Source organism: Microbispora sp. H10885 (assembly GCF_014161415.1).
In the GTDB taxonomy this organism is placed as follows: Bacteria; Actinomycetota; Actinomycetes; order Streptosporangiales; family Streptosporangiaceae; genus Microbispora; species Microbispora triticiradicis.
In genome coordinates this window covers 457,513-478,917 of record NZ_JABBWY010000003.1, presented here as the reverse complement: position 1 = coordinate 478,917, position 21,405 = coordinate 457,513, and the positions used below count along the sequence as shown (strand labels likewise).

The 21,405-nt window shown below is 74.9% G+C and carries 10 protein-coding genes; 7 read left to right on the top strand and 3 right to left on the bottom strand.

All coding sequences use genetic code 11. The features are described 5' to 3' along the window. Window position 1: 1 nt before the first annotated feature. Entirely contained in the window at window positions 2-8,209 is an 8,208-nt protein-coding gene (locus HHX37_RS10610; RefSeq protein WP_182885285.1) for a type I polyketide synthase, read from the bottom strand. Between the two features lie 118 nt (window positions 8,210-8,327). After that, window positions 8,328-13,850, bottom strand: a complete 5,523-nt coding sequence (locus HHX37_RS10605; RefSeq protein ID WP_182885284.1) for a type I polyketide synthase — start codon at window positions 13,848-13,850, stop codon at window positions 8,328-8,330. A 606-nt stretch (window positions 13,851-14,456) separates the two neighbouring features. On the opposite strand from HHX37_RS10605, the gene HHX37_RS10600 reads away from it, so the two are divergent. From HHX37_RS10600 to HHX37_RS10575, 6 genes are all read left to right on the top strand, one after another. After that, window positions 14,457-15,524, top strand: coding sequence for a beta-ketoacyl-ACP synthase 3 (locus HHX37_RS10600; RefSeq protein WP_310740328.1), 1,068 nt, complete (start codon window positions 14,457-14,459; stop codon window positions 15,522-15,524). 4 nt (window positions 15,525-15,528) lie between these two features. Next, window positions 15,529-16,305 (top strand): enoyl-CoA hydratase/isomerase family protein, encoded by a 777-nt coding sequence (locus tag HHX37_RS10595; protein WP_182885282.1) that lies wholly within the window; start codon window positions 15,529-15,531, stop codon window positions 16,303-16,305. Next, on the top strand, window positions 16,302-17,366 hold the full coding sequence (locus HHX37_RS10590) for a glucose-1-phosphate thymidylyltransferase (RefSeq protein ID WP_182882178.1): 1,065 nt from the start codon (window positions 16,302-16,304) through the stop codon (window positions 17,364-17,366). Before HHX37_RS10595 ends, HHX37_RS10590 begins: the two co-directional genes overlap by 4 nt. Window positions 17,367-17,445: 79 nt before the next feature. Beyond that, on the top strand, window positions 17,446-18,870 hold the full coding sequence (locus tag HHX37_RS10585) for an aminobutyraldehyde dehydrogenase (RefSeq protein ID WP_111701579.1): 1,425 nt from the start codon (window positions 17,446-17,448) through the stop codon (window positions 18,868-18,870). Window positions 18,871-18,924: 54 nt separating this feature from the next. After that, window positions 18,925-19,767, top strand: a complete 843-nt coding sequence (locus tag HHX37_RS10580) for a metalloregulator ArsR/SmtB family transcription factor (protein WP_182885281.1) — start codon at window positions 18,925-18,927, stop codon at window positions 19,765-19,767. Window positions 19,768-19,787: 20 nt separating this feature from the next. Continuing rightward, complete coding sequence (locus HHX37_RS10575) at window positions 19,788-20,393, top strand: dihydrofolate reductase family protein (RefSeq protein WP_182885280.1); 606 nt, start codon at window positions 19,788-19,790, stop codon at window positions 20,391-20,393. Here the strand turns inward: HHX37_RS10575 and HHX37_RS36520 are convergent. Next, window positions 20,375-20,503 carry a hypothetical protein gene (locus HHX37_RS36520; protein ID WP_259406344.1) on the bottom strand — a complete coding sequence of 43 codons (129 nt, stop codon included), beginning with the start codon at window positions 20,501-20,503 and terminating at the stop codon, window positions 20,375-20,377. The two genes, HHX37_RS10575 and HHX37_RS36520, sit on opposite strands and share 19 nt — an antisense overlap. A gap of 15 nt (window positions 20,504-20,518) precedes the next feature. On the opposite strand from HHX37_RS36520, the gene HHX37_RS10570 reads away from it, so the two are divergent. After that, window positions 20,519-21,253 (top strand): SDR family oxidoreductase, encoded by a 735-nt coding sequence (locus HHX37_RS10570; RefSeq protein WP_182885279.1) that lies wholly within the window; start codon window positions 20,519-20,521, stop codon window positions 21,251-21,253. Window positions 21,254-21,405: the final 152 nt, after the last annotated feature.

The window sequence follows — 21,405 nt, the reverse complement described above, 5'->3', positions numbered from 1 at the left end:
TTCACGCGCTCATCCCGGGGGCCAGCTTGAGCAGTTCGTCCACACTCATCTCGTCGATCGCGCTCTCGTCCGCCCGCGACACCGTCTCCGGCGCCTCCTCCGTACGGCCGGCCAGCTCGCGCAGGACGTCCACCAGCCGGGCCTGCCGGAGCCGCTCCAGCGGGATGGACGCCAGCAGGCGGCGCAGCTCGGCCTCCTCGCCGTCGCCGCCGGGCGCCGCCGGCCGGCCCCCCGGCTGATCCGCCGGCGCCAGCTCGGTGACGAGGTATCCGGCCAGGACCTCCGGGTTCGGGTGATCGAAGATGAGGGTGGACGGCAGCCGCAGGCCGGTGGCCGCGCTGAGCCGGTTGCGGAACTCCACCGCGCTGAGCGAGTCGAAGCCGAGGTCGAGGAACCCGCGGCCGGGGTCGATCGTCGCGCCGGACGCACGTCCCAGCACGGTGGCGGCGTGGGCGCGCACGAGGGTGAGGAGCGTCCGGCGGCGCTCGCCGTCCGGGAGCCCGGCCAGCCGGTGGGTGAGCGAGGCGCCGCCCAGACCGTCTCCCGTGCCGCCTGCCGTGCCCGCCTCCGGCCGGGCGGCCGTACGCACCAGGCCCCGCCAGAGCGGTGAGAGCGTGCCGCTCGCCGCCTGCCCGCGCAGGCCGGCCGTCGACACCCTCGCGGCGAGTGCCAGCGCGTGGTCCAGGCCGGTGGCGACGTCGAACAGCCCCGCCGCCTGCTCTCCGGTCATGGGCAGCAGGCCGAGGCGGGCGAGCCGGCCGTGGTCGGCCCGGGCCGTCATCTCACTCTGCTCGGCCCACAGGCCCCACGCGATCGAGGTGGCCGGCAGTCCCCGGGAGCGCCGGTGCTGCGCCAGCGCGTCCAGGAAGGTGTTCGCCGCGGCGTAGTGGGCCTGCCCGGCGCTTCCGGTCAGCCCGGCGGCCGAGGAGAACAGCACGAACTCCGCCAGGTCCAGGCCCGCGGTGAGCTCGTGCAGGACCAGCGCGCCGTCCGCCTTCGGCCGCAGGACCGCGTCGATCTGCGCGGGGGTCAGCGTGTCCAGCACCGCGTCGTCGAGCACACCGGCCGCGTGCACCACGGCGGTGAGTGGGTGCTCCGCCGGGATCCTCGCCAGCACCGCGGCGACGGCCTCCCTGTCGGCGGCGTCGCACGCCTCGACGGCGACCACCGCGCCGAGCCCGGCGAGTTCGGCGGCCAGCTCCGCCGTGCCCGGGGCCGACGTCCCGCGCCTGCTCACCAGCACGAGGCGGCGGACGCCACCGGCGGTCACGAGGTGCCGGGCGATCACCCGGCCGGCCATCCCGGTGGCGCCGGTCATCAGCACGGTGCCGCGCGGGTCCCGGCGGCGCGGCATGCGCAGCACGATCTTCCCGACGTGCCGTGCCTGGCTCATGAACCGGAACGCCTCGGGCGCGCGCCGCACGTCCAGCGTCCGGACGGGCGGCGGCGTCAGCGTCCCCTTCTCGAACAGGTCCACCAGTTCGGTCAGCAGGCGCCGGACCAGGCCGGGATCGGCCCGGCTCAGGTCGATCGCCTGGTATCGCACGCCCGGGTGGGCGGCTTCGACCTCGGCGGCATCCCGGATGTCGGTCTTGCCCAGTTCGACGAACCGGCCGCCGGAGCCCAGCAGCCGGAGCGAGGCGTCCACGAGCTCACCGGTCAGGGAGTTCAGCACGACGTCCACCCCGGCGCCGCCGGTGGCGGCCCGGAACCGCTCCTCGAACTCCGGCGAGCGGGACGAGGCGAGCCGTTCGTCCGCGATACCCGCGGCGTTCAGGGCGGGCCACTTGCCCGGATGAGCCGTGGCGAGGACGCGCGCGCCGAGCGCGGCGGCCACCTGCACCGCCGCCGTCCCCACGCCGCCCGCGGCGGCGTGCACCAGCACCGTCTCCCCCGCCGACACGCCCGCCACGTCGCGCAGGCCGTGCAGGGCGGTCAGGAAGGCCGCCGGCACCGAGGCTCCGCGCTCGAACGTCCAGCCGTCCGGCATCCGTACGACGTGACGGTGGTCGACGACGACGGAGGAGCCGAAGGCGTCGGGGAAGATCCCCATCACCCGGTCTCCCGGCGCCAGCCCGGTCACCGCCGGGCCGGTCTCGACGACGACGCCGGCGCCTTCGGTGCCGATGCCCTCCTGGCCCGGCACCATCCGCAGGGAGACGACCACGTCGCGGAAGTTGAGCCCGGCCGCGCGCACCTCGATCCGCACCTCGCCGGGTGCCAGGTCCCGCGCCGCCTCCGGGGACGGCACGAGCGCCAGGTCGTCGAACGTGCCGCGCTCCCCCGCCACCGAGAGGCGCCACGGCGCGCCGTCGCCGGGAGGCGTCAGCGTCTCGTCCGCGGCCGCCCGGGCCAGCCTGGGAACCAGGACCGTGTCCCCGCGTACGGCGAACTCCGGCTCGCCGGACGCCACCGCGGCGCGCAGCGCCCGGCCGGTCGCGCCGGCGACGTCGCCGAGCAGGAAGCGCCCGGGGTGCTCCTCCCGCGCGCCGCGGACGAACCCCCAGACGGCGGCCGCCGCGGGCGTGGGACCTGCGTCGCCGATCTCCACCGCGTTCTCGGTGAGCACCGCGTTCTCGGTAAGCACGAGGAGCGCGCACCCGCCGAGGCGCGGCTCATCGAGCCACGACCGCAGGGTGGAGAGCAGGTCCCGGAGCGATTCCCCGACGCCGGCGGCGTCCCCCGTGACCGCCGGCGTGACGGGCAGCAGCACGACGTCCGGGACCGGCGCGCCGGAGTCGAGCGTGTCGATGAGCTCCCGGAGACCGGCGTGGCGGGCGGCGCCGAGATCCTCGGCCAGTCCGGGCCCGGCCGGGCCGAGAACGGCCCAGCCGGACGTGCCGGGCCGATCCTGAGCATGGTCCGGAGCAGGGCCGGCGGCGGAGTCGAGGGGCGTCCAGCCCAGGGTGTAGAGCGAGTCGGCCAGGCCGGAGGCGAGCAGCCGCGACTTCGGCACCGGCCGCAGGACCATGGACTCCGCCGACAGGACCGGGCTCCCCGCGCCGTCGGCGACCACGACCCGGACGGCGTCGCGCCCCGCGGGCGACAGCCGGGCCCGCACGTCGGTCGCGCCGGACGCCGCGAGCGAGACGCCCCGCCACGAGAACGGCAACCAGGTGTCGTCCCCGGGAAGGAAGCCACCGAGGAACAGCCCGTGCATCGCCGTGTCGAGCAGTGCGGGGTGCAGCCCGAAGCCGTCCGCGCCACGGGCGGCGTCCTCCGGCAGGGCCGCCTCGACGAAGACCTCGTCCCCCCGCCGCCACGCCGCGCGCAGCCCGCGGAACGCCGGGCCGTACCCGTAGCCCCGCTCGGCCAGCAGGTCGTACAACCCGTCGACGGCCACCGGCGCCGCGTCGCGCGGCGGCCAGGTCCGCAGCTCCTCGTACGCCGCCGCCACCGGGCCGAGCACCCCGGTGGCGTGCCGGGTCCACCCGCCGTCCTCGCCCGCGGAGTGCACCGACACGCCGCGGCGTCCCGAGTCGGCCGGGCCGACGCGGACCTGCAGGCGCACGTCGCCGTCGGCCGGCAGGACCAGCGGGGCCTCCAGCGTCAGCTCCTCCACCTGCCCGCAGCCGACCTCGTCGCCCGCGCGCACCGCGAGCTCCACGAACCCGGTGCCCGGGAACAGCACCGAACCGGACACCACATGGTCGGCCAGCCACGGCTGCGACCGGGCCGACAGGCGGCCCGACAACAGCACCCCGCCGTCGTCGGCGATCTCGGTGGCCGCGCCGATCAGCGGGTGTTCCGTGGGGGTCAAGCCGAGGGCGCCGGCTCCGGCGGACCGCGCCCCGCCCGTCTCGGCCCAGTAGCGCTCCCGCTGGAACGCGTACGTGGGGAGCCCGAGCCGCCGCGCCGGGCGCGGCAGGCGATCCTCGTCCCAGGTGACGGGCGCGCCGTTCACCCAGGCCCGCGCCAGCGCGGTCCGCAGGGCGGCGGGCCCGTCCTCGTCGCGGCGCAGCGTCGGGATCGCGACGGGCCGCGCCCCCGCGCCCTCCACCGCCTCCGCGCACTCCTCGATCGCCATGGTCAGCACGGGATGCGGGCCGCACTCGACGAAGAAGTCCCGGCCCCCGCTCATCAGCCGCGCGCAGACGTCGGCGAACCGCACCCGCCCGCGCAGGTTCTCGTACCAGTAGGCGGCGTCGAGCCCGGAGGTGTCGTGCAGGTCTCCGGTCACCGTCGAGTAGAAGCTCACGGCGGACGCGCGGGGCTCGACGTCGGCGAGCTCGGCCAGCAGCGTCTCCCGCACCTGTTCCATCTGCGGGGAGTGGGAGGCGTAGTCCACCTGGATCCGGCGGACGCGGACCCCGTCGGCCGCGCACCGCTCCACGAACTCCCCCAGCGCCCCGGCCTCACCGGCCACCACGGTCGACAGCGGGCTGTTCACCGCGGCGACCGACAGGGCCTCGCCCCAGGGGGACAGCAGCCGCTCCACGACGTCCACCGGCGCCGCGACCGAGGCCATCGCCCCCGATCCGGACAGGTCCCGCAGCGCGCGGCTGCGCAGCGCGACCACTTTCGCCGCGTCCCGGAGCGACAGCGCCCCGGCCACGCACGCCGCGGCGATCTCGCCCTGCGAGTGGCCCACGACCGCGGCGGGCACCACGCCGTGGGCGCGCCACACCTCGGCCAGCGACACCATCACCGCCCACAGGACGGGCTGGACGACGTCGACCCGGTCCAGGCCCGGCGCGTCCGGCGAGCCCGACAGGACGTCCAGTACCGAGTAACCGGTCCACGGGGCCAGCGCCTCGTCGCACGCCCGTACGGCGGCGGCGAACTCCGGGGACGAGCGCAGCAGGCCGGCCCCCATCCCCGGCCACTGGCCGCCCTGGCCGGGGAACACGAACACCGCACCGGACCGCCGTGCGACGCCGGACACGACGCCGAAGTCGGGGGCGTCTTCGGCGAGCGCGGACAGTGCGCGCGTCAGTTCGCCGTGGTCGGCGGCCACCACGGCGGCCCGGTGGTCCATTGGGGAGCGCGCCGCCCGCAGCTCCAATGCGACGTCCGCGAGCGGCACGTCCGGCCGGGACTCCAGCCACGACCGCAGCCGCGCGGCCTGCCCGCGCAGGGCGGCCGGTCCGCGGGCCGACAGGGTCACCGTGACCGGCCCGGGCGGCGGGCCGGCCGGGTCCGCGACGGCGGCGGTCCCCGGCTCTGAGTCGGGATCGAGGTTGGAGTCGAGGTCTGGCGCCTGCTCCAGCACCACGTGCGCGTTGGTCCCGCTGACGCCGAAGGACGACACACCGGCCCGGCGCGGCCGGCCGGTCTCCGGCCAGGGGACCCGCTCGGTCAGCAGCGAAACTCCGCCTTCCGACCAGTCCACGTGCGAGTTGGGCGCGGACACGTGCAGGGTCCGGGGAGCCACCCCGTGCCGCATGGCCTCGACCATCTTGATGACCGCGCCGACGCCGGCGGCGGCCTGGGTGTGGCCGAGGTTCGACTTCAGCGAGCCCAGCAGCAGCGGCCGGTCGCGGTCCCGCCCGTACGTCGCCATCAGCGCCTGGGCCTCGATCGGGTCGCCCAGCCGGGTGCCGGTGCCGTGCGCGTCGACCACGTCCACCTCGGACGGGTGGAGCCCGGCGTCGGCGAGCGCGCCGCGGATCACCCGCTGCTGGGAGGGGCCGTTCGGCGCCGCGAGCCCGTTGGACGCGCCGTCCTGGTTGACCGCCGACCCCCTGATCACGGCCAGCACCTCGTGGCCGTTCCGCCGGGCGTCCGAGAGCCGCTCCAGCAGGAGCACGCCGACGCCCTCGGAGATGCCGAACCCGTCGGCGTCGTCGGAGAACGGCTTGCACCGGCCGTCCGGAGCGAGCGTGTTCAGCCGCGCGAACTCCTTGAAGATGTTGAGGCTCGCGTTGACGGCCACCCCGGCGGCCAGCGCCAGGCCGCACTCGCCGCGCCGCACCGCCTGTACGGCGAGGTGCAGCGCGACCAGGGACGACGAGCACGCCGTGTCCACGGTGACCGACGGCCCCTCGAAACCGTAGAGGTAGGAGACCCGGCCGGACAGGACGCTGGCGGTGTTCCCGGTGAGGACGTATCCCTCCAGGTCGGGGTGCCGCTCCAGGCGCGCGCTGTAGTCGACGGTCATCGCGCCGACGAACACGCCGGTCGCGCTGCCGCGCAGGGAGGCCGGCACGATGCCGGCCCGCTCGAACGCCTCCCAGGAGGTCTCCAGCAGCAGCCGCTGCTGCGGGTCCATCGCGAGTGCCTCGCGCGGGCTGATCCCGAAGAAGTCGGCGTCGAACAGGTCGGCGTCGTGCAGGAAGCCGGCCTCGCGCTGGTAGTGCGTCCCGGCCCGGCGCGTCTGGTCGTCGTAGGAGCCGTCGAGGTCCCATCCCCGGTTGTCCGGGAACCGCCCCATGGCGTCGGCTCCGTCACTGACGAGGGTCCAGAGGTCCTCGGGCCCGCGGATCCCGCCGGGGTAACGGCACCCGGCTCCGACGATCACGACGGGGTCGTCGTCCGCGGCGGCCACGGGCGCCACGGCGCCGGAGGGCTCCGCGCCCGCCAGCGTGACGCGCAGGAACTCGGCGAGCTCGCCGGGCGTCGGGTAGTCGAACACCATGGTCGCGGGCAGCCGGGTGCCCGTCGCCTCCATGAGCCGGCCGCGGATCTCCAGGGCGGTCACCGAGTCGAACCCGAGGTCCCGGAACTGGCGGTCGGGCGGGATCGGGCCGGGCGTGCCGAGCAGCGCCGCGAGCTCCCGGCCCACCAGGTCGAGCAGCAGCGCACGCTGTCCGGTCTCGGTCAGCTCCGCCAGGCGCGCGCCAAGGGACGGCCGGCCGTCCTCCTCCTCCACGGCGGCCGCGGTCTCCGGCAGGGCGACCTCGCGGGGCTCGTGCCCGGCGTACACGGCGTCCCACTCCAGCGGCACGCCGTCGACGTGCAGCTCGCCCAGCGCGCGCATGACCCTGCCGAGGTCGGCCTGGTCGCGGCGGAGCGACCCGCGGACCGGCACGGCGGCGCCGGTGGCCTCGACGGTCTGGCGCACCGCCCCGGTCAGCACCGGGTGCACGCTGACCTCAAGCAGCACGCCGTACCCGTCGTCCAGCGCCGCCCGCGTGGCCTCCTCGAACCGGACGGGCTCGCGGATGTTCCGGCACCAGTAGCCCGCGTCCAGTGGCACGTCGTCGGGCAGCACGCCGCCCAGCAGCGACGAGTAGAAGCGGATGCGGGCGCGCCGCGGCCGGATCGGGAGCAGCCTGCCGTGGAGGTCCGGGGTGATCGCGTCGATGTGCGGCGAGTGCACCGCGAGGTTCGTGCCGGTGGCCCTGACCCGGAAGCCGTCCGCGGTGAGCTCCTCGACCAACTGCCGCGCCGCGTCCAGGTCACCGGAGACCAGCACCGACTGCGGGCCGTTCAGAACACCGATCTCCAGCCGTCCGCCGTACGCGCCGACGCGGGCGGAGATGTCGTCCGCCGACGCCAGCACCGAGACCATCTCCCCGTGGCCGGTCATGGGGAGCATCGCCTGGCTCCAGAGGGCGACCACCCGCGCCCCGTCCTCCAGGGTCAGCGCCCCGGCGACCACCGCGGCGGCGATCTCCCCCAGGCTGTGGCCGAGCACGGCCGACGGCTCGACGCCGTACGACCGCCACAGGTCGGCGAGCGAGACCATGGTCGCGAACAACGCGGGCTGGATCACGTCCGTGCGGTCCAGCCGGGGCGCGCCGGGCGCGCCACGCAGCACGTCGAGAAGCGCCCAGTCGACGTACGGCTCCAGCGCGCGGGCGCACTCCTCCATGCGGGCCAGGAAGACCGGCGAGGACGCGAGCAGGTCGACCGCCATGCCCTGCCACTGCGAGCCGTTGCCGGGGAACACGAACACGACCCCGCCGGGGTGGGCGCGCCCTTCGGCCAGCCCCGGGGCGCCGCCTCCCTCGGCGAGCGCCCGCAGCGCCTCCAGGAAGGCCGCGGGGTCGTCGCCGGCGATCGCCGCCCGGTGGGCGCCCCCGGCGCCGGCGCGGGCCAGCGACCACCCGACGTCGGCCGGGCGCCATTCCTGGTCACCGGGTCGTTCGCCGGGTCGGTCACCGTGTTGGTGGCCGCCGCCGAGGTGTCCGAGGAGGAGCCGGGCCTGGGCGCGCAGAGCGCCCGCGTAGGGGGCGGACAGCCCCCACAGCGTCGGCTGCCCGTTCGTCGGGTGTCCGCTCGGAGTCGGGTGCCCGTTCGGGGACGGGTGAGAGTCGGACGGCATGGTGTCTCATCGCTCCTTCGGGCACTGCTGGGGTACGGCAAGGGGCACCGCTTGGGGCACGGCATGGGCACGGCGTGGGCACGGCGGCGGGACGTCAACGGCCGGGAGGAGTGCGGGTCTACGAGCCGGCTCGTTCGTAGGCGCGGGCCACCAGGTCGGCCACGGCCATCTCCTTGATGGCGAGTTCGCCGTCGTCCTGCGGCGGGTCCTGCCCGAGCGGGTCGTCGGCCAGCCCCATCAGCGCGTCCAGCAGGCCGGACGCCCGCAGCCGGGCCACCGGGAGCGTCGCGAGGACCTTCCTGATCGCGTCGTCCTCGGCGGTCCGCCCGGTGTCCGGCGCGGCCTCGGGCAGCAGCGCCGCCACCAGGTAGCCCGCCACCGCCTGGACGCTCGGGTAGTCGAAGACCAGCGTGGAGGGCAGTCGCAGGCCCGTCACCGCGCCCAGGCGGTTGCGGAGCTCCACCGCCATCAGCGAGTCCATGCCCATGTCGAGGAACCCCCGGTCGGTCTCGACGGAGGCCGCCGCGGCGTGTCCGAGCACGGCGGCGACGTGCTCGCGCACGAGACCGAGCACCTCGCGCAGCCGATCCTGTTCCGGCAGTTCCGCCAGCCGGGCGCGCAGCGCCTCGGCCTGGGCGCCCGGCATCCCCGCCCGCGTCTTCGGCCGCCGGATCAGGCCGCGCAGCAGTGGCGGCACCTGGTCGAAGCGGACCGCCTCCTTCCGCAGCCTCCCGAGGTCGAGCCGGGCCGCGACGACCGCGGCGGCGCCGGCCGCGTTCGCGCGGTCGAACAGCGCGAGCCCGTCGTCCGCCGACAGGGGTTCGACCCCGGCACGGGCCATCCGGGTGCGGTCGGCCTCGGCGATCCGGCCGGCCATGCCGCCGTTCTCCCAGGCGCCCCAGACGATCGAGAGGCTCGCGAGGCCGTCCGCCCGCCGGCGTTCCGCGAGTGCGTCCAGGAACCCGTTGGCCGCCGCGTAGTTGGCCTGCCCGGGCGTGCCGAACGTCCCGGCCAGCGAGGAGAACAGCACGAACGATCGCAGGTCCGCGTCCCGGGTCAGCTCGTGCAGGTGCCACGCCGCGTCGGCCTTGGCCCGCAGCACGCCCTCCAGCCGCGCGCGGGTCAGTGTCTCGACGGTCCCGTCGTCGAGGACGCCGGCGGCGTGGACGACGGCCGTCAGCGGGCGCTCCCGGGGGATCTCCCGGAGCAGCCGGGCCACGCTGTCGCGGTCGGCGACGTCGCAGGCGACGACGTCCACGTCCGCGCCGAGTTCCGTGAGCTCCGCCTCGACGGCCGGCTCCAGCCGGCCGCGGCGCCCGGCCAGCAGCAGGTGCCGGACGCCGTGCGCGGTCACCAGGTGCCGGGCCACGGCCGTGCCCAGCGCGCCGGTGCCGCCGGTGATCAGGACGGTCCCGTCCGGGTCGGCGAGGGCGGGCGGCGGCTCCGGCGTCCCGGCGCGGGTCAGCCGCGGCACCAGCGGCTCGCCGCCGCGGATCGCGACCTGCGGCTCGTCCAGGACGGCGACGGCGGGCAGCGACCGGACCGACGCCTCCTCGTCGTCGAGGTCCACGAGCAGGAACCGGTTCGGATGCTCGGTCTGCGCCGACCTCAGCATGCTCCAGACCGCAGCGCCGGCCAGGTCCGGGACCCGTCCCCCGGCCGCCGTCGCGCCCCGGGTGACGATCACCAGCCGCGACGACGCGAGCCGATCGTCGGCCAGCCACGACTGCACGAGCGCCAGCGTTCCGGTGGCGGTGCCGAGCACGCCGGCCGGGACGTCCCCGGTGGGCGGTTCGCACAGGACGACGGCCAGCGCGGGAGCCGGTTCCCCGGCGGCGACGGCGTCCCGCAGGGCGGCGATGTCGGGGTGCCAGCGGCTGTCGCCCCACGACGACCGCAGGGCGTCCGTCACGCGTACGTCGTCGGCTCCGACGGACGCCCAGCCGCCGCGCGGCACGCCGGACGGATCCTGCGGCGCCGGCCCGGCCGGCGTCCAGTCCACGGTGAACAGCGAGTCGTCACGGGGCAGGCCCGCGCTCACCTGCTCGGCCGACGCCGGCCGCAGCACCAGCGTGCCGACCGTGACCACGGGACGGCCCGAGGGGTCGTACGCCGCGAGCGTGAGCGCGTCCGGGCCGGCCGGGGTGAGCCGGACCCGCAGCGCCACCGCCCCGGCGGCGTGCAGGGTCACGTCGTGCCAGGAGAACGGCAGCCGGGCCGGCGACTCCTCATCGGCGGCGCCCAGGCCGTCCACGACCGCCGCCTGCAGGGCGGCGTCCAGCAGCGCCGGATGCACGGCGAACCTCCCGGCCCGCGCCTGCTGGTCCTCGGGGAGCGCGACCTCGGCGAAAATCTCCTCGCCACGCCGCCACACCGCCCGGAGCCCGCGGAAGGCGGGCCCGTAGGTGTATCCGCTCGACGCCAGGCGGTCGTAGGCGTCGTCCAGCTCCACCGCGACCGCGCCGGCCGGAGGCCATTCGCGCTCCGTCGCGGCCTCCGAAGGTTCGGGTGCCTCAGCGATCTCGGGGGCGAGGACACCGGAGGCGTGGCAGACCCAGGTCGCGTCCGCGTCGTCCTCCGGCCGGGAGTACAGGCCGATCGCGCGCTCCCCCTGGTCGTCCGGCGGCCCCACGACCAGCCGCAACAGCACCGCCGTACGCTCCGGCAGCGCCAGCGGCGCCCGCAGGACCAGTTCCCGGACCCGCCCGCAGCCCGCCGGCTCACCTGCTTGGGCGGCCAGTTCGACGAGGGCCGCGCCGGGCACCAGCGCGACGTCCCATATCGCGTGGTCGCCGATCCACGGGTGGGTGTCCAGGGAGATCCGCCCGGTGAGGACCAGGTCGCCGGTGCCGGGGACGTCCGCCGCCGCGCTCAGCAGCGGGTGGTCGACGGCGCCGAGCCCGAACCCGCTCGGGTCCCTCGGCGCCGCCGTGTCGTCCTGCCAGTAGCGCCGCCGCTGGAAGGCGTACGTCGGCAGGTCGAGCCGGCGCGTCTCCCCGGGGACCACCGGCGACCAGTCCACGGCGACGCCGTGGGTGTGCGCCACGGCCAGGGCGTTCAGGAACGACTCGGTCTCCGGCCGCCCCCGCCGCAGCGCCGCCTGGAACATCGGCGTCACGTCCGAGCCGGAGTCCGGGCCGGGGTGGGCGTCGGCCACGTCCCGCGCGGCGGTCGTCAGCCCGCCGTCCGGCCCGATCTCCAGGAAGCGGGTCACGCCCTGGGCGCGCAGCCACCGGACGCCGTCGCCGAACCTGACCGTACGCCGCACCTGCGACAGCCAGTAGCCGGCCGAGGTCGCCTCGTCGTCGCCGAGCGGCGTCCCGGTCACGGTCGACACCACCGGCAGCTTGGGCGGAGCTAACGCGACCGACGCCAGCACGTCGGCGAACCCGGCGAGCATCGGCTCCATCAGCGCCGAGTGGAAGGCGTGGGACACGCGGAGCGGCCGGGCGCGGACGCCCTGGGCGCGGCAGTCGGCGGCGACCTTCGCGACCGCCGCCTCCTCGCCGGAGACCACGACCGCGGCGGGGCCGTTCACCGCCGCCAGGCTCACGTCGGCGCCGAGGAACGCGAGCCGCTCCAGGACCCACGCCTCGGGGGCCGCGACGGCGAGCATCGCCCCGCCGCCGGGCAGTTCCCGCATCAGCCTGCCGCGGTACGCGACGACGCGGGCGGCGTCGGCCGCCGAGAGCACGCCCGCGACATGGGCGGCGGCCAGTTCGCCGACCGAGTGCCCAATCAGGAAGCCGGGCCGGACGCCGAAGCTCTCCAGCAGCCGGTACAGCGCGATCTCCAGGGCGAACGTCGCGGCCTGGGTGTAGTCGGTCCGGTCGAGCAGCCGCGCCTCCGCGGTGTCCGGGCGGGCGAAGACCACGGACCTCACCGGGCGGTCGAGGTGCTCGTCCAGCTCGGCGCAGACCGCGTCGAAGGCGTCGGCGAAGACGGGGAAGGCGGCGTGCAGCTCGCGGCCCATGCGCGCCCGCTGGAAGCCCTGCCCGGAGAACATCACGGCGAGCCGGCCCGGCGACGCCTGGGCGTGGACCACGCCGGCCGCCTGCTCGCCCCTGGCCAGCGCCGTCAGTCCGCCTACGAGACTCTCGCGGTCCGCGGTCAGGACGGCGGCTCTGTGCGCCATCAGGGGACGCCGCGTCAGGGCGGCGGCGATGTCGGCCGGCTCCACCTCGGGATGGGCGACCGCGTACGCGCGCAACTTGTCGGCGTAGCCCCGCAGCGCCTCCTCGGTCCGCGCGGACAGCATCCACGGCAACGCCGGCGTGCCTGTAATGGGCGGCACGTCGTCGCCGGCCGGCGGCTGTTCGAGGATGACGTGCCCGTTGGTGCCGCTGAGCCCGAACGACGACACGGCGGCCCGGCGCGGCCTGCCCGTCTCCGGCCACGGGGTCGGCTCCAGCACCAGCGTCGCCGCTCCTCCGGACCAGTCCACCTGCCGGGACGGCTCGTCCACGTGCAGCGTGGGCGGCACCACGCCGGCGCGCATCGCCAGCACCATCTTGATCACTCCCGCCACGCCGGCGGCGGCCTGGGTGTGGCCGATGTTGGACTTGATCGAACCCAGCAGCAGCGGCCGGTCCGCGGGCCGGTTTCGGCCGTAGGTCGCCAGGATCGCCTGCACCTCGATCGGGTCGCCCAGCCGCGTGCCCGTCCCGTGCCCCTCGACGACGTCCACGTCCGCCGCCGACAGCCCGGCGGCGTTCATCGCCTGGCGGATGACCCTCTGCTGGGCGGGCCCGTTGGGCGCCGTGAGGCCGTTCGACCGGCCGTCCTGGTTGACGGCGGACCCGCGGACGAGGGCCAGCACCGGGTGGCCGTGCTTCCTGGCGTCCGACAGCCGCTCCAGCAGCAGGACACCGGCGCCCTCGGCCAGCCCGGTGCCGTCCGCCGAGTCGGCGAACGACCTGCACCGCCCGTCCGGGGAGAGGCCCCGCTGCCTGCTGAACTCCAGGAACGTGTCCGGCGCCACGATCACCGTCGCGCCGCCCGCCAGGGCGAGCGAGCACTCGCCGTTCCGCAGCGCCTGGCAGGCGAGGTGCAGCGCCACCAGCGACGACGAGCACGCGGTGTCCACGGTGACCGCCGGTCCTTCGAGACCGAAGGCGTACGCGACGCGTCCGGAGGCGAGACTGCCCATCTGACCGGACCACTCGTTCGGCATGACCCCGTTGAAGACGCCGGTCCTGCTGCCGCGGAGCGAGCCGGGGTCCAGGCCGGCCCGTTCGAAGGCCTCGGCGGAGCATTCGAGGAGCAGCCGATGCTGCGGATCGATCAAGGGCGCCTCGCGCGGGCTGATGCCGAAGTGACCGGCGTCGAACATCGCGGCGTCGTGCAGGAAACCGCCGTGGCGCGAGTAGGTCCTGCCCGGGCTGCCGGGCTCCGGGTCGTACAGTCCCGCGACGTCCCAGCCGCGGTCGCGCGGGAACTCCGACACCACGTCGCGTCCGCCGGACACCACGTCCCACAGGTCCTGCGGCGAGCCCACCCCGCCCGGGTAGCGGCAGCCCATGCCCACGATGGCGATCGGCTCGTGCTCGCGTTCCTCCGCCGCGCGCAGCCGCTCCCGCAGATCCTGCATCTCGGCCGTGGCGCGCCGGAGATAGTCCAGGTATTTCTGTTCGTCGGTCATCGCGTCGCCCCCACACCCTCGTGCTCCACGGCCGGCCGCCCGACAACCGCCCCGTTTCGAAACCGAATGATTCGCAGTCCGGCCCCGCCCTAACAATGCGGTTCAGGCGGCAGAATCGCGAAACCTGGACGACACACTTTTTCCGGCGGCCCCGGACCTTCGGGCGCACGCCTGGGAAAGGCGAGACCCACCAAGCGCCTGACCAGTAAGTTCAGCGGAACCGCCGCCGACCGGCCCCCCGTTCTGCCGGTCGGCACCACGCTTGGAAAAGCGGCCGCCGACCATGCTCATCGGCCGGGCCGGGGCGGACCACGCGGTTTCGACGGCAGAAAAAAACTGCCGGTCATGCCAGAAAAACGCGGCACAAAAGTGCGTGGTTCACCCGACAATTCGGTGCTAGCTTTCCCAGCAGCACGCGAACCATGGGCGCGGGGAAACAGGCGTCGAGTCCGAACCGACGCCCGCCCACGCGGGCGGAGACGGCCGGACGCCCACTCCCGCCTCAGGGCCGGAACCGGGGCGACGGGGGCTCGTCATGCCGAGCGCGATTCGGGGCTGACGGTGTCGCCCCCTCGGTGCGCCGGGATGACAGATCGGAGACAACACGTGCAGAGAACGTTCCGTCTGGATGAGGCGCCGGCGATCGCCGGCGCCGCGACACCGCTCACCCGCCCTGTCGGCATCGGCGCGACCGGGCTCTACGTGCCCGAGCAGGTCGTGACCAACGACGACCTGGCCGAGACACTGGACACCTCCGACGAGTGGATCACCTCCCGGATCGGGATCAGGCAGCGGCGCTTCCTCACCGAGGGCATGGCCACGTCCGACATGGGCATCGCCGCGGCACGGCAGGCGCTCGACCGGTCCGGGGTGGACGCCGGCGACCTCGACGTCGTCATCGTCGCCACGTTCACCCCCGACCAGCCGCTCCCCTCCACCGCGCTGATCGTCGCCGAGGCGCTCGGCGCGCGGCGCGCGCTTCCGCTCGACCTCTCGCAGTCGGCCTGCGCGGGCGGCATCCACGCGATCCTCCTGGCCGCGCACCTGCTGCAGAACGACGCCTTCCGCAACATCCTGGTCATCGGAGCCGACGCCGGGTCCCGGCTGACCGACCCGCTGGACCGCGGGACCCGGGTCTTCTTCGGCGACGCCGCCGGAGCCGCGCTGCTGCGGCCGACGGCGAGCGGCTTCGGGCTGCTGTCCTGGCACACCGGCTCCGCGCTCTCCTACGAGGTGCAGATCCCCGCGGGCGGTTCCCGCCGTCCGACCAGCCCCGAGACGGTGGACGAACGCGGCCAGTTCCTGAAGATGAACGGCAGGGCCGTCTGGGACATGGCCACCGGTCAACTGCCGGGCAGCATCAGGCAGGCCGCCCTGCGCGCCGGAGTCGGCCTGGAGGACGTGCGGCACTTCCTCCTGCACCAAGCCAACCAGAACATCATCAACGAGACGGTGTCGAGCCTCGGCATATCCGCGGACCGCGTGCCCACGACGGTGGGGCGGCTCGGCAACACCGGAGCGGCCAGCATGTTCACGGTGTTGCACGAGGCGATGGAGACCACCGTCCGCCACGGAGACCTCATGATCATGGCCGGGATCGGGGCCGGCTTCCTCTGGGGATCGGTCTGTCTCCGCCACTTCGGGCCGGACCCGTCCGGCGACGCCTGGGGCTGAGACCATGCTGCGTACCGAGATCGCCGGCCGCGTCGCCGTCGTGACCCTGGACCGCCCCGAGCGGCTCAACGCCCTGAGCTGGGAGCTGATGAACCGGCTCAGGAAGGAGTTCGAGTCGCTCGGCGCCCGCGCCGACGTGGGCGCGATCGTCCTCACCGGCGCGGGCCGCGCGTTCTCCGCCGGGGCGGACCTGCGTGACTTCGCGGCGAGCGAGGACCTGCCCGCCGAGGTCGCGCACCACCTGGCCGCGACGATGGCGCCGCTGGCCGAGGTGGTGCAGGCCCTGCCGCTGCCGTTGGTCGCCGCGGTCAACGGTCCGTGCGCCGGTGGCGCCGTGGGCCTGGCGCTGCTCGCCGACGTGGTCATCGCCGCCAGGTCCGCGTACTTCCTCCTGCCCCAGGTGGTGCCTCTCGGCGGCGTGCCCGACCTCGGCGCGACCTGGGTCCTCGGCCGGGTCGTGGGACGGGCCCGGGCCATGGGCATGTCCCTGACGGGCGAACGCGTCCCGGCCGAGCGGGCCGAGCGGTGGGGCATGATCTGGCGCTGCGTCGACGACGCCGAGTTGCGGGACCAGGCGCTCGCGACGGCCCGGGGGCTGGCCGCCGCGCCCGCCGCCGTCGTCGCGACCCGCGCGCTCCTCGACGCGGGTTTCGCGGCGACGCTGCGCGACCAGCTCGACTTCGAGGCCCGGCACCAGTCGGCGCGGTTCGCCGACCCCGCCGTGGCGGCGGTGGTCGAGCGCTTCGCCGCCGCGGGAGACAGGCCGGGGACGCGCCGATGAAGGCGATCGTGCTGGCCGGCGGCTCCGGGACGCGCCTGCGTCCCATCACGCACACCCACGCCAAGCAACTGGTGCCCGTGGCCAACCGGCCGGTGCTCTTCTACGGCCTGGAGGCGATCGCGGAGGCGGGCATCCGCGACGTCGGCGTCGTGGTGGGCGACACCCACGCGGAGATCGAGGCGGCCGTCGGGGACGGCTCCGCGTTCGGGATCGAGGTGACCTACCTGCGGCAGGAGGCTCCGCTCGGGCTCGCGCACGCGGTGCTGATCGCCCGGGACTTCCTCGGGGACGACCCGTTCGTCATGTACCTGGGCGACAACTTCGTGCTCGGCGGCATCACCGGCATCGTGCGGGGCTTCGCCGAGCGGCGGCCGGACGCGCAGATCATGCTCACCCGGGTGCCCGATCCCCGGCAGTTCGGCGTGGCCGAACTGGACGCCGGAGGCCGGGTCGTCGGCCTGGAGGAGAAACCGGCCCGCCCCAAGAGCGACCTGGCGCTCGTCGGGGTCTATCTGTTCACTCCGGTGGTGCACGAGGTGATCGCGGAGCTGAAGCCCTCCGCGCGCGGCGAGCTGGAGATCACCGAGACCCTCCAGTTGCTGCTGGACTCCGGCCGGCGCGTGGACTCCACGGTGATCTCCGGCTACTGGAAGGACACCGGCAACGTCGCCGACATGCTGGAGGTCAACCGGCTGGTGCTGGAGTCCCTGGAGCCGCGGCAGGACGGCGTCGTCACGGACAGCGAGATCATCGGGCGTGTGGTGATCGAGGCGGGCGCCGACGTCAGTAGCTCGCGGATCGTCGGCCCGGCCGTCATCGGCGCCGGTTCGGTGATCCGGGACTCCTACGTGGGGCCCTTCACCTCGATCGGCGACCGGTGCCGGATCGACGCCAGCGAGATCGAGTACTCGATCGTGCTGCGGGACGCCGCCATCTCGGGGGTCGGGCGGATCGAGGCCTCGCTCATCGGCCGGGACGTGGAGGTCACCCCGGCCGCGCAGACGCCCCGGGCCCACCGACTGGTCCTGGGAGACCACAGCCGGGTGCAGATCAGTTCGTGAGGGCCGCCGGCCCGGAGGAAGCCGTCTTCGCAGACGCCGGCCGTGGGTAGGGACTCCTGGACATCGAGGGAGACCGGCTATGGACACGGTACGGAACGTCATCGCCGGGGAGAGCCGCGAGCCGGCGTCCGGCGACTGGATGGACCTGGTCGACCCGTCCACCGAGAAGGTGTACGCCCGGGCGGCCCGCTCGGGCGGCGAGGACGTGGACCAGGCGGTCGCGGCCGCCACCGAGGCCGCCCGCGCCTGGCGGCGCACCACCCCGGCCGAGCGGCAGCGGCTGCTCCTGGAGCTGGCCGATCTGATGGCGGAGGACAGGGAGGCGCTGGCCGAGGCCGAGGTGCGGGCGACCGGCAAGCCGCGCGGCACCGCGCTGAGCGTCGACGTGGACGGGGCCGTCGACGCCGTCCGCTACTTCGCCGGAGCGGCACGGCTGCTGGAGGGCCTCGGCGCCGCAGAGTACGCCGAGGGGCACACCTCGTTCGTGCGCCGCGAGCCGATCGGCGTGGTCGCGCAGGTGACGCCGTGGAACTACCCACTGATGATGGCCGCGTGGAAGATCGGCCCGGCGCTGGCGGCGGGCGACACGGTGGTGCTCAAGCCGTCGGACACGACGCCCGGCTCGACCGTGCTGCTGGGTGAGATGTGCGCGCGGGTGTTCCCGCCCGGCGTGGTCAACGTCCTGTGCGGCGACCGGGACACCGGCCGCGCGCTGGTCGCCCATCCCGGGGTGGAGATGGTGGCGATCACCGGGTCGACGCGGGCCGGAGCCGAGGTGATGGCGGCGGCGGCGGGCGACCTCAAGGACGTCCACCTGGAGCTGGGCGGCAAGGCCCCCGCGCTGGTCTTCGCCGACGCCGACCCCGCCGCGACTGCCGCAGGCATCGCCTCGGCGGCGTTCTTCAACACCGGGCAGGACTGCACCGCCGTCACCCGCGTGCTCGTGGAGCGGCGCGCGTACGACGGGTTCGTCGAGGCGCTCGCCGAGGCCGCGCGGGCGCTCCTCGTCGGGCATCCCGACGAGGAGGACGTGTTCCTCGGCCCGGCCAACAACGCGAACCAGGCCGAGCGGGTCGCGGGCTTCCTCGACCGGCTACCCGCGCACGCCCGCGTGGTCGCCGGCGGCGGCAGGCTCGGCCGTCCCGGTTTCTTCTTCCCGCCGACCGTCGTCGCCGGGGTGCGCCAGGACGACGAGATCGTGCAGCAGGAGGTCTTCGGCCCGGTGGTGACCGTGCAGCCGTTCGCGGACGAGGACGAGGCGGTCGCCCTGGCCAACGGTGTCGACTACGGGCTCGCCTCCAGCGTGTGGACCAGGGACACCGGGCGCGCCATGCGGCTGTCCGCCGCGCTGGACTTCGGCGCGGTCTGGGTCAACTGCCACCAGGTGTTCGTCCCGGAGATGCCGCACGGCGGCTTCAAGCACTCGGGCACCGGCAAGGACCTGTCCCGGTACGGCCTCGACGCCTACACCCGCGTCAAGCACGTGATGATCAGCCACACCTGAGCCGCCCAAGTTATTCCTTGACACGAATATTCGCTATGGGGAATAGTTCTCGTCGTGGACGAACTCCTCACCGCACTGGCCGACCCGGCTCGGTGGCGGCTCGTGAGCCTGCTGGCCGAGCGGCCCCGGCCGGTCGGCGTCCTGGCCGAGCTGGCCGGGGCACGTCAGCCGCAGACCACCAAGCACCTGCAGGCCCTGGAGCGCGCCGGGCTCGTCGTGTCCCAGCGCAGCGGCCAGCGCCGGATCTACGCGCTCCGGTCTGAGCCCCTGCGGGAACTGGCGGCCGCGCTCGGCCGCCTGGCCGACACCGCGGACCGGGCCGGCGGCCCGCGCGAGACCTACGACCGGTACGGGCTCAGCCTCCGCACGGAGCGGCTCGCCGCCGACGAGCCGGGGTGGGCCGACGGCCGCTCGTTCGGGTTCCACCGGTCGCTGGCCGGCAGCCCCGAACGGGTCTGGCGCCACCTGACCGAGGCCTCCCTCCTCGCTCACTGGTGGACCCCCGACGACCTGCGCGTCTCCGAACTCGTCTTCGAGGCGCGGCCGGGCGGGCGGATCGTCCAGGAGTACCGCGACGCCGAGGACGCCGGCGGGTCTGACGTGATCGCCGGGCGTGCCGAGGGGGTCGTGGACGAGGTGCGGCCCGGCGAGCGCCTCGCCTACCGGCTCCGCCCGCTGCTTCCCGGCGGCGGCACCGCCTTCACCGCGCACCTCGATCTCGATTTGAGGCCCACCCCGGCCGGCACCGACCTCGACGTCCGGTTCCGGATCGCCGACAGCACCGTCGACTCCGCGGACTTCGTCGCCGGCGTCGAGATCGGCTTCGGCCAGAGCCTCGACCGGCTCGCGGCGATCCTCGCCGCCGATCCGCACGACACCGACACACCCATTCACTAAGCAGAATCAAGGAGCACGACATGACCATCACGACCCCGACCGGCCGCAAGGTGACCGCGAACCTGAGCATCACCCTCGACGGGCGCTACCACGGCCCTGGAGGGCCCGGCGACTTCGCCGCGTTCGCCCCGTACGTGGTCACCGAGGTCGCGCGGGACCACATGAACCGCATGTGGCAGGGCGCGACGACGGCGCTGCTCGGCCGGGTCAACGCCGAGGGATTCATGGGCTACTGGCCGTCGGTCGCCGAGAACGACGACGCCGATCCACGTGACCGCGGATACGCCAAGTGGCTGGTCGGCGCCGAGAAGGTGGTTCTGTCGACCACCCTGACCGAGGCGCCGTGGGAGCGTACCCGCGTGGTGAACGCCCCCGCGGCCGAGGTCGTCGCCGATCTCAAGGCCACCGGCGAGGGCGACATCCTCGTCAACAGCAGCGCGAGCGTCATCAAGGCGCTCCTGGCCACGGACCTCGTCGACCGGCTCCACCTCCTGATCCTCCCCGAGATCGCCGGAGGCGGGCAGCGGCTGTTCGACGACGGCCTGCCGGCCACGAAGTGGACGCTCGCCCACCAGGAGACCGGCGAACTCGGCGAGATGGCCATGGTCTACGACCGGCTCCGCTGAGCCGGAACGATCAGGACCACGGCGGAGCGGTCGGCACGGGCCCAGCGCAGCCACGTCTCCTGCACCACGTCCACGGCCTCGCCCGCGTCGGGGGGCCCCGTGACGGTCACCAGGAAGGCCGGTAAATGAAGATCGCTGTCATCGGCGGAACCGGGCTCATCGGCTCCCGGGTGGTCGGGATCCTGAACGCGCGCGGGCACGAGGCGGTGCCGCACTCGACGTCGACGGGTGTGGACCTGCTCACCGGAAAGGGCCTCGCCGAGGCGCTGACGGGCGCCGCGGTCGTCGTCAACCTGACGAAGCCGCGGACCTTCGACGACGCGTCCCCCGCGTTCTTCCGCACGACGATGGGCAACCTGCTGACCGCCGCAGAGGCGGCCGGCGTCGGCCACGCGGTCGTCCTGTCGATCGTGGGCGCCGACCGGGTGCCCGGCTCGGTCTACTACCGGGCGAAGGTGCTGCAGGAGGACCTCCTCAAGGCCGGGCCCGTGCCGTACTCGATCGTGCGTGCCACGCAGTTCTTCGAGTTCATCGAGACGGTGATGTCCTGGACCTCCGGCGAGCACGCCGTCCGCCTGCCCGCCGTCCTCATGCAGCCCATCGCCGCGGACGACGTCGCGCGGGCCGTGGCCGACGTCAGCGTGGGCGCCCCGCTGCGCGGCACCCTGGACATCGCCGGGCCCGAGGTCTTCGCGCTCGACGAGCTGGGCAGGATCACCCTCGCCGCCCGCGGCGACCACCGCGCCGTCGTCACCGACGACGACGCGGGCCTGTACGCCGCCGCCTCGGGCGACGCCCTCGTCGCCGGGGAGGGCGCCGTCATCGCCGGGACCACCTATCGGGAGTGGCTCGCGCGCTGACCGGGCCGCGCCCCGGCCGCAGGCGCATCACCGCCCGTGCCGGCTCCGCGAGGGTCCGTGCCTCCGGCGGCGGGCAGGCGGCCCGCACCACGTCGTCACAGATCCGAGCGCCGCCCTGTCTTCGAGACGGTCCGTACGTCGCGAAGTGACAG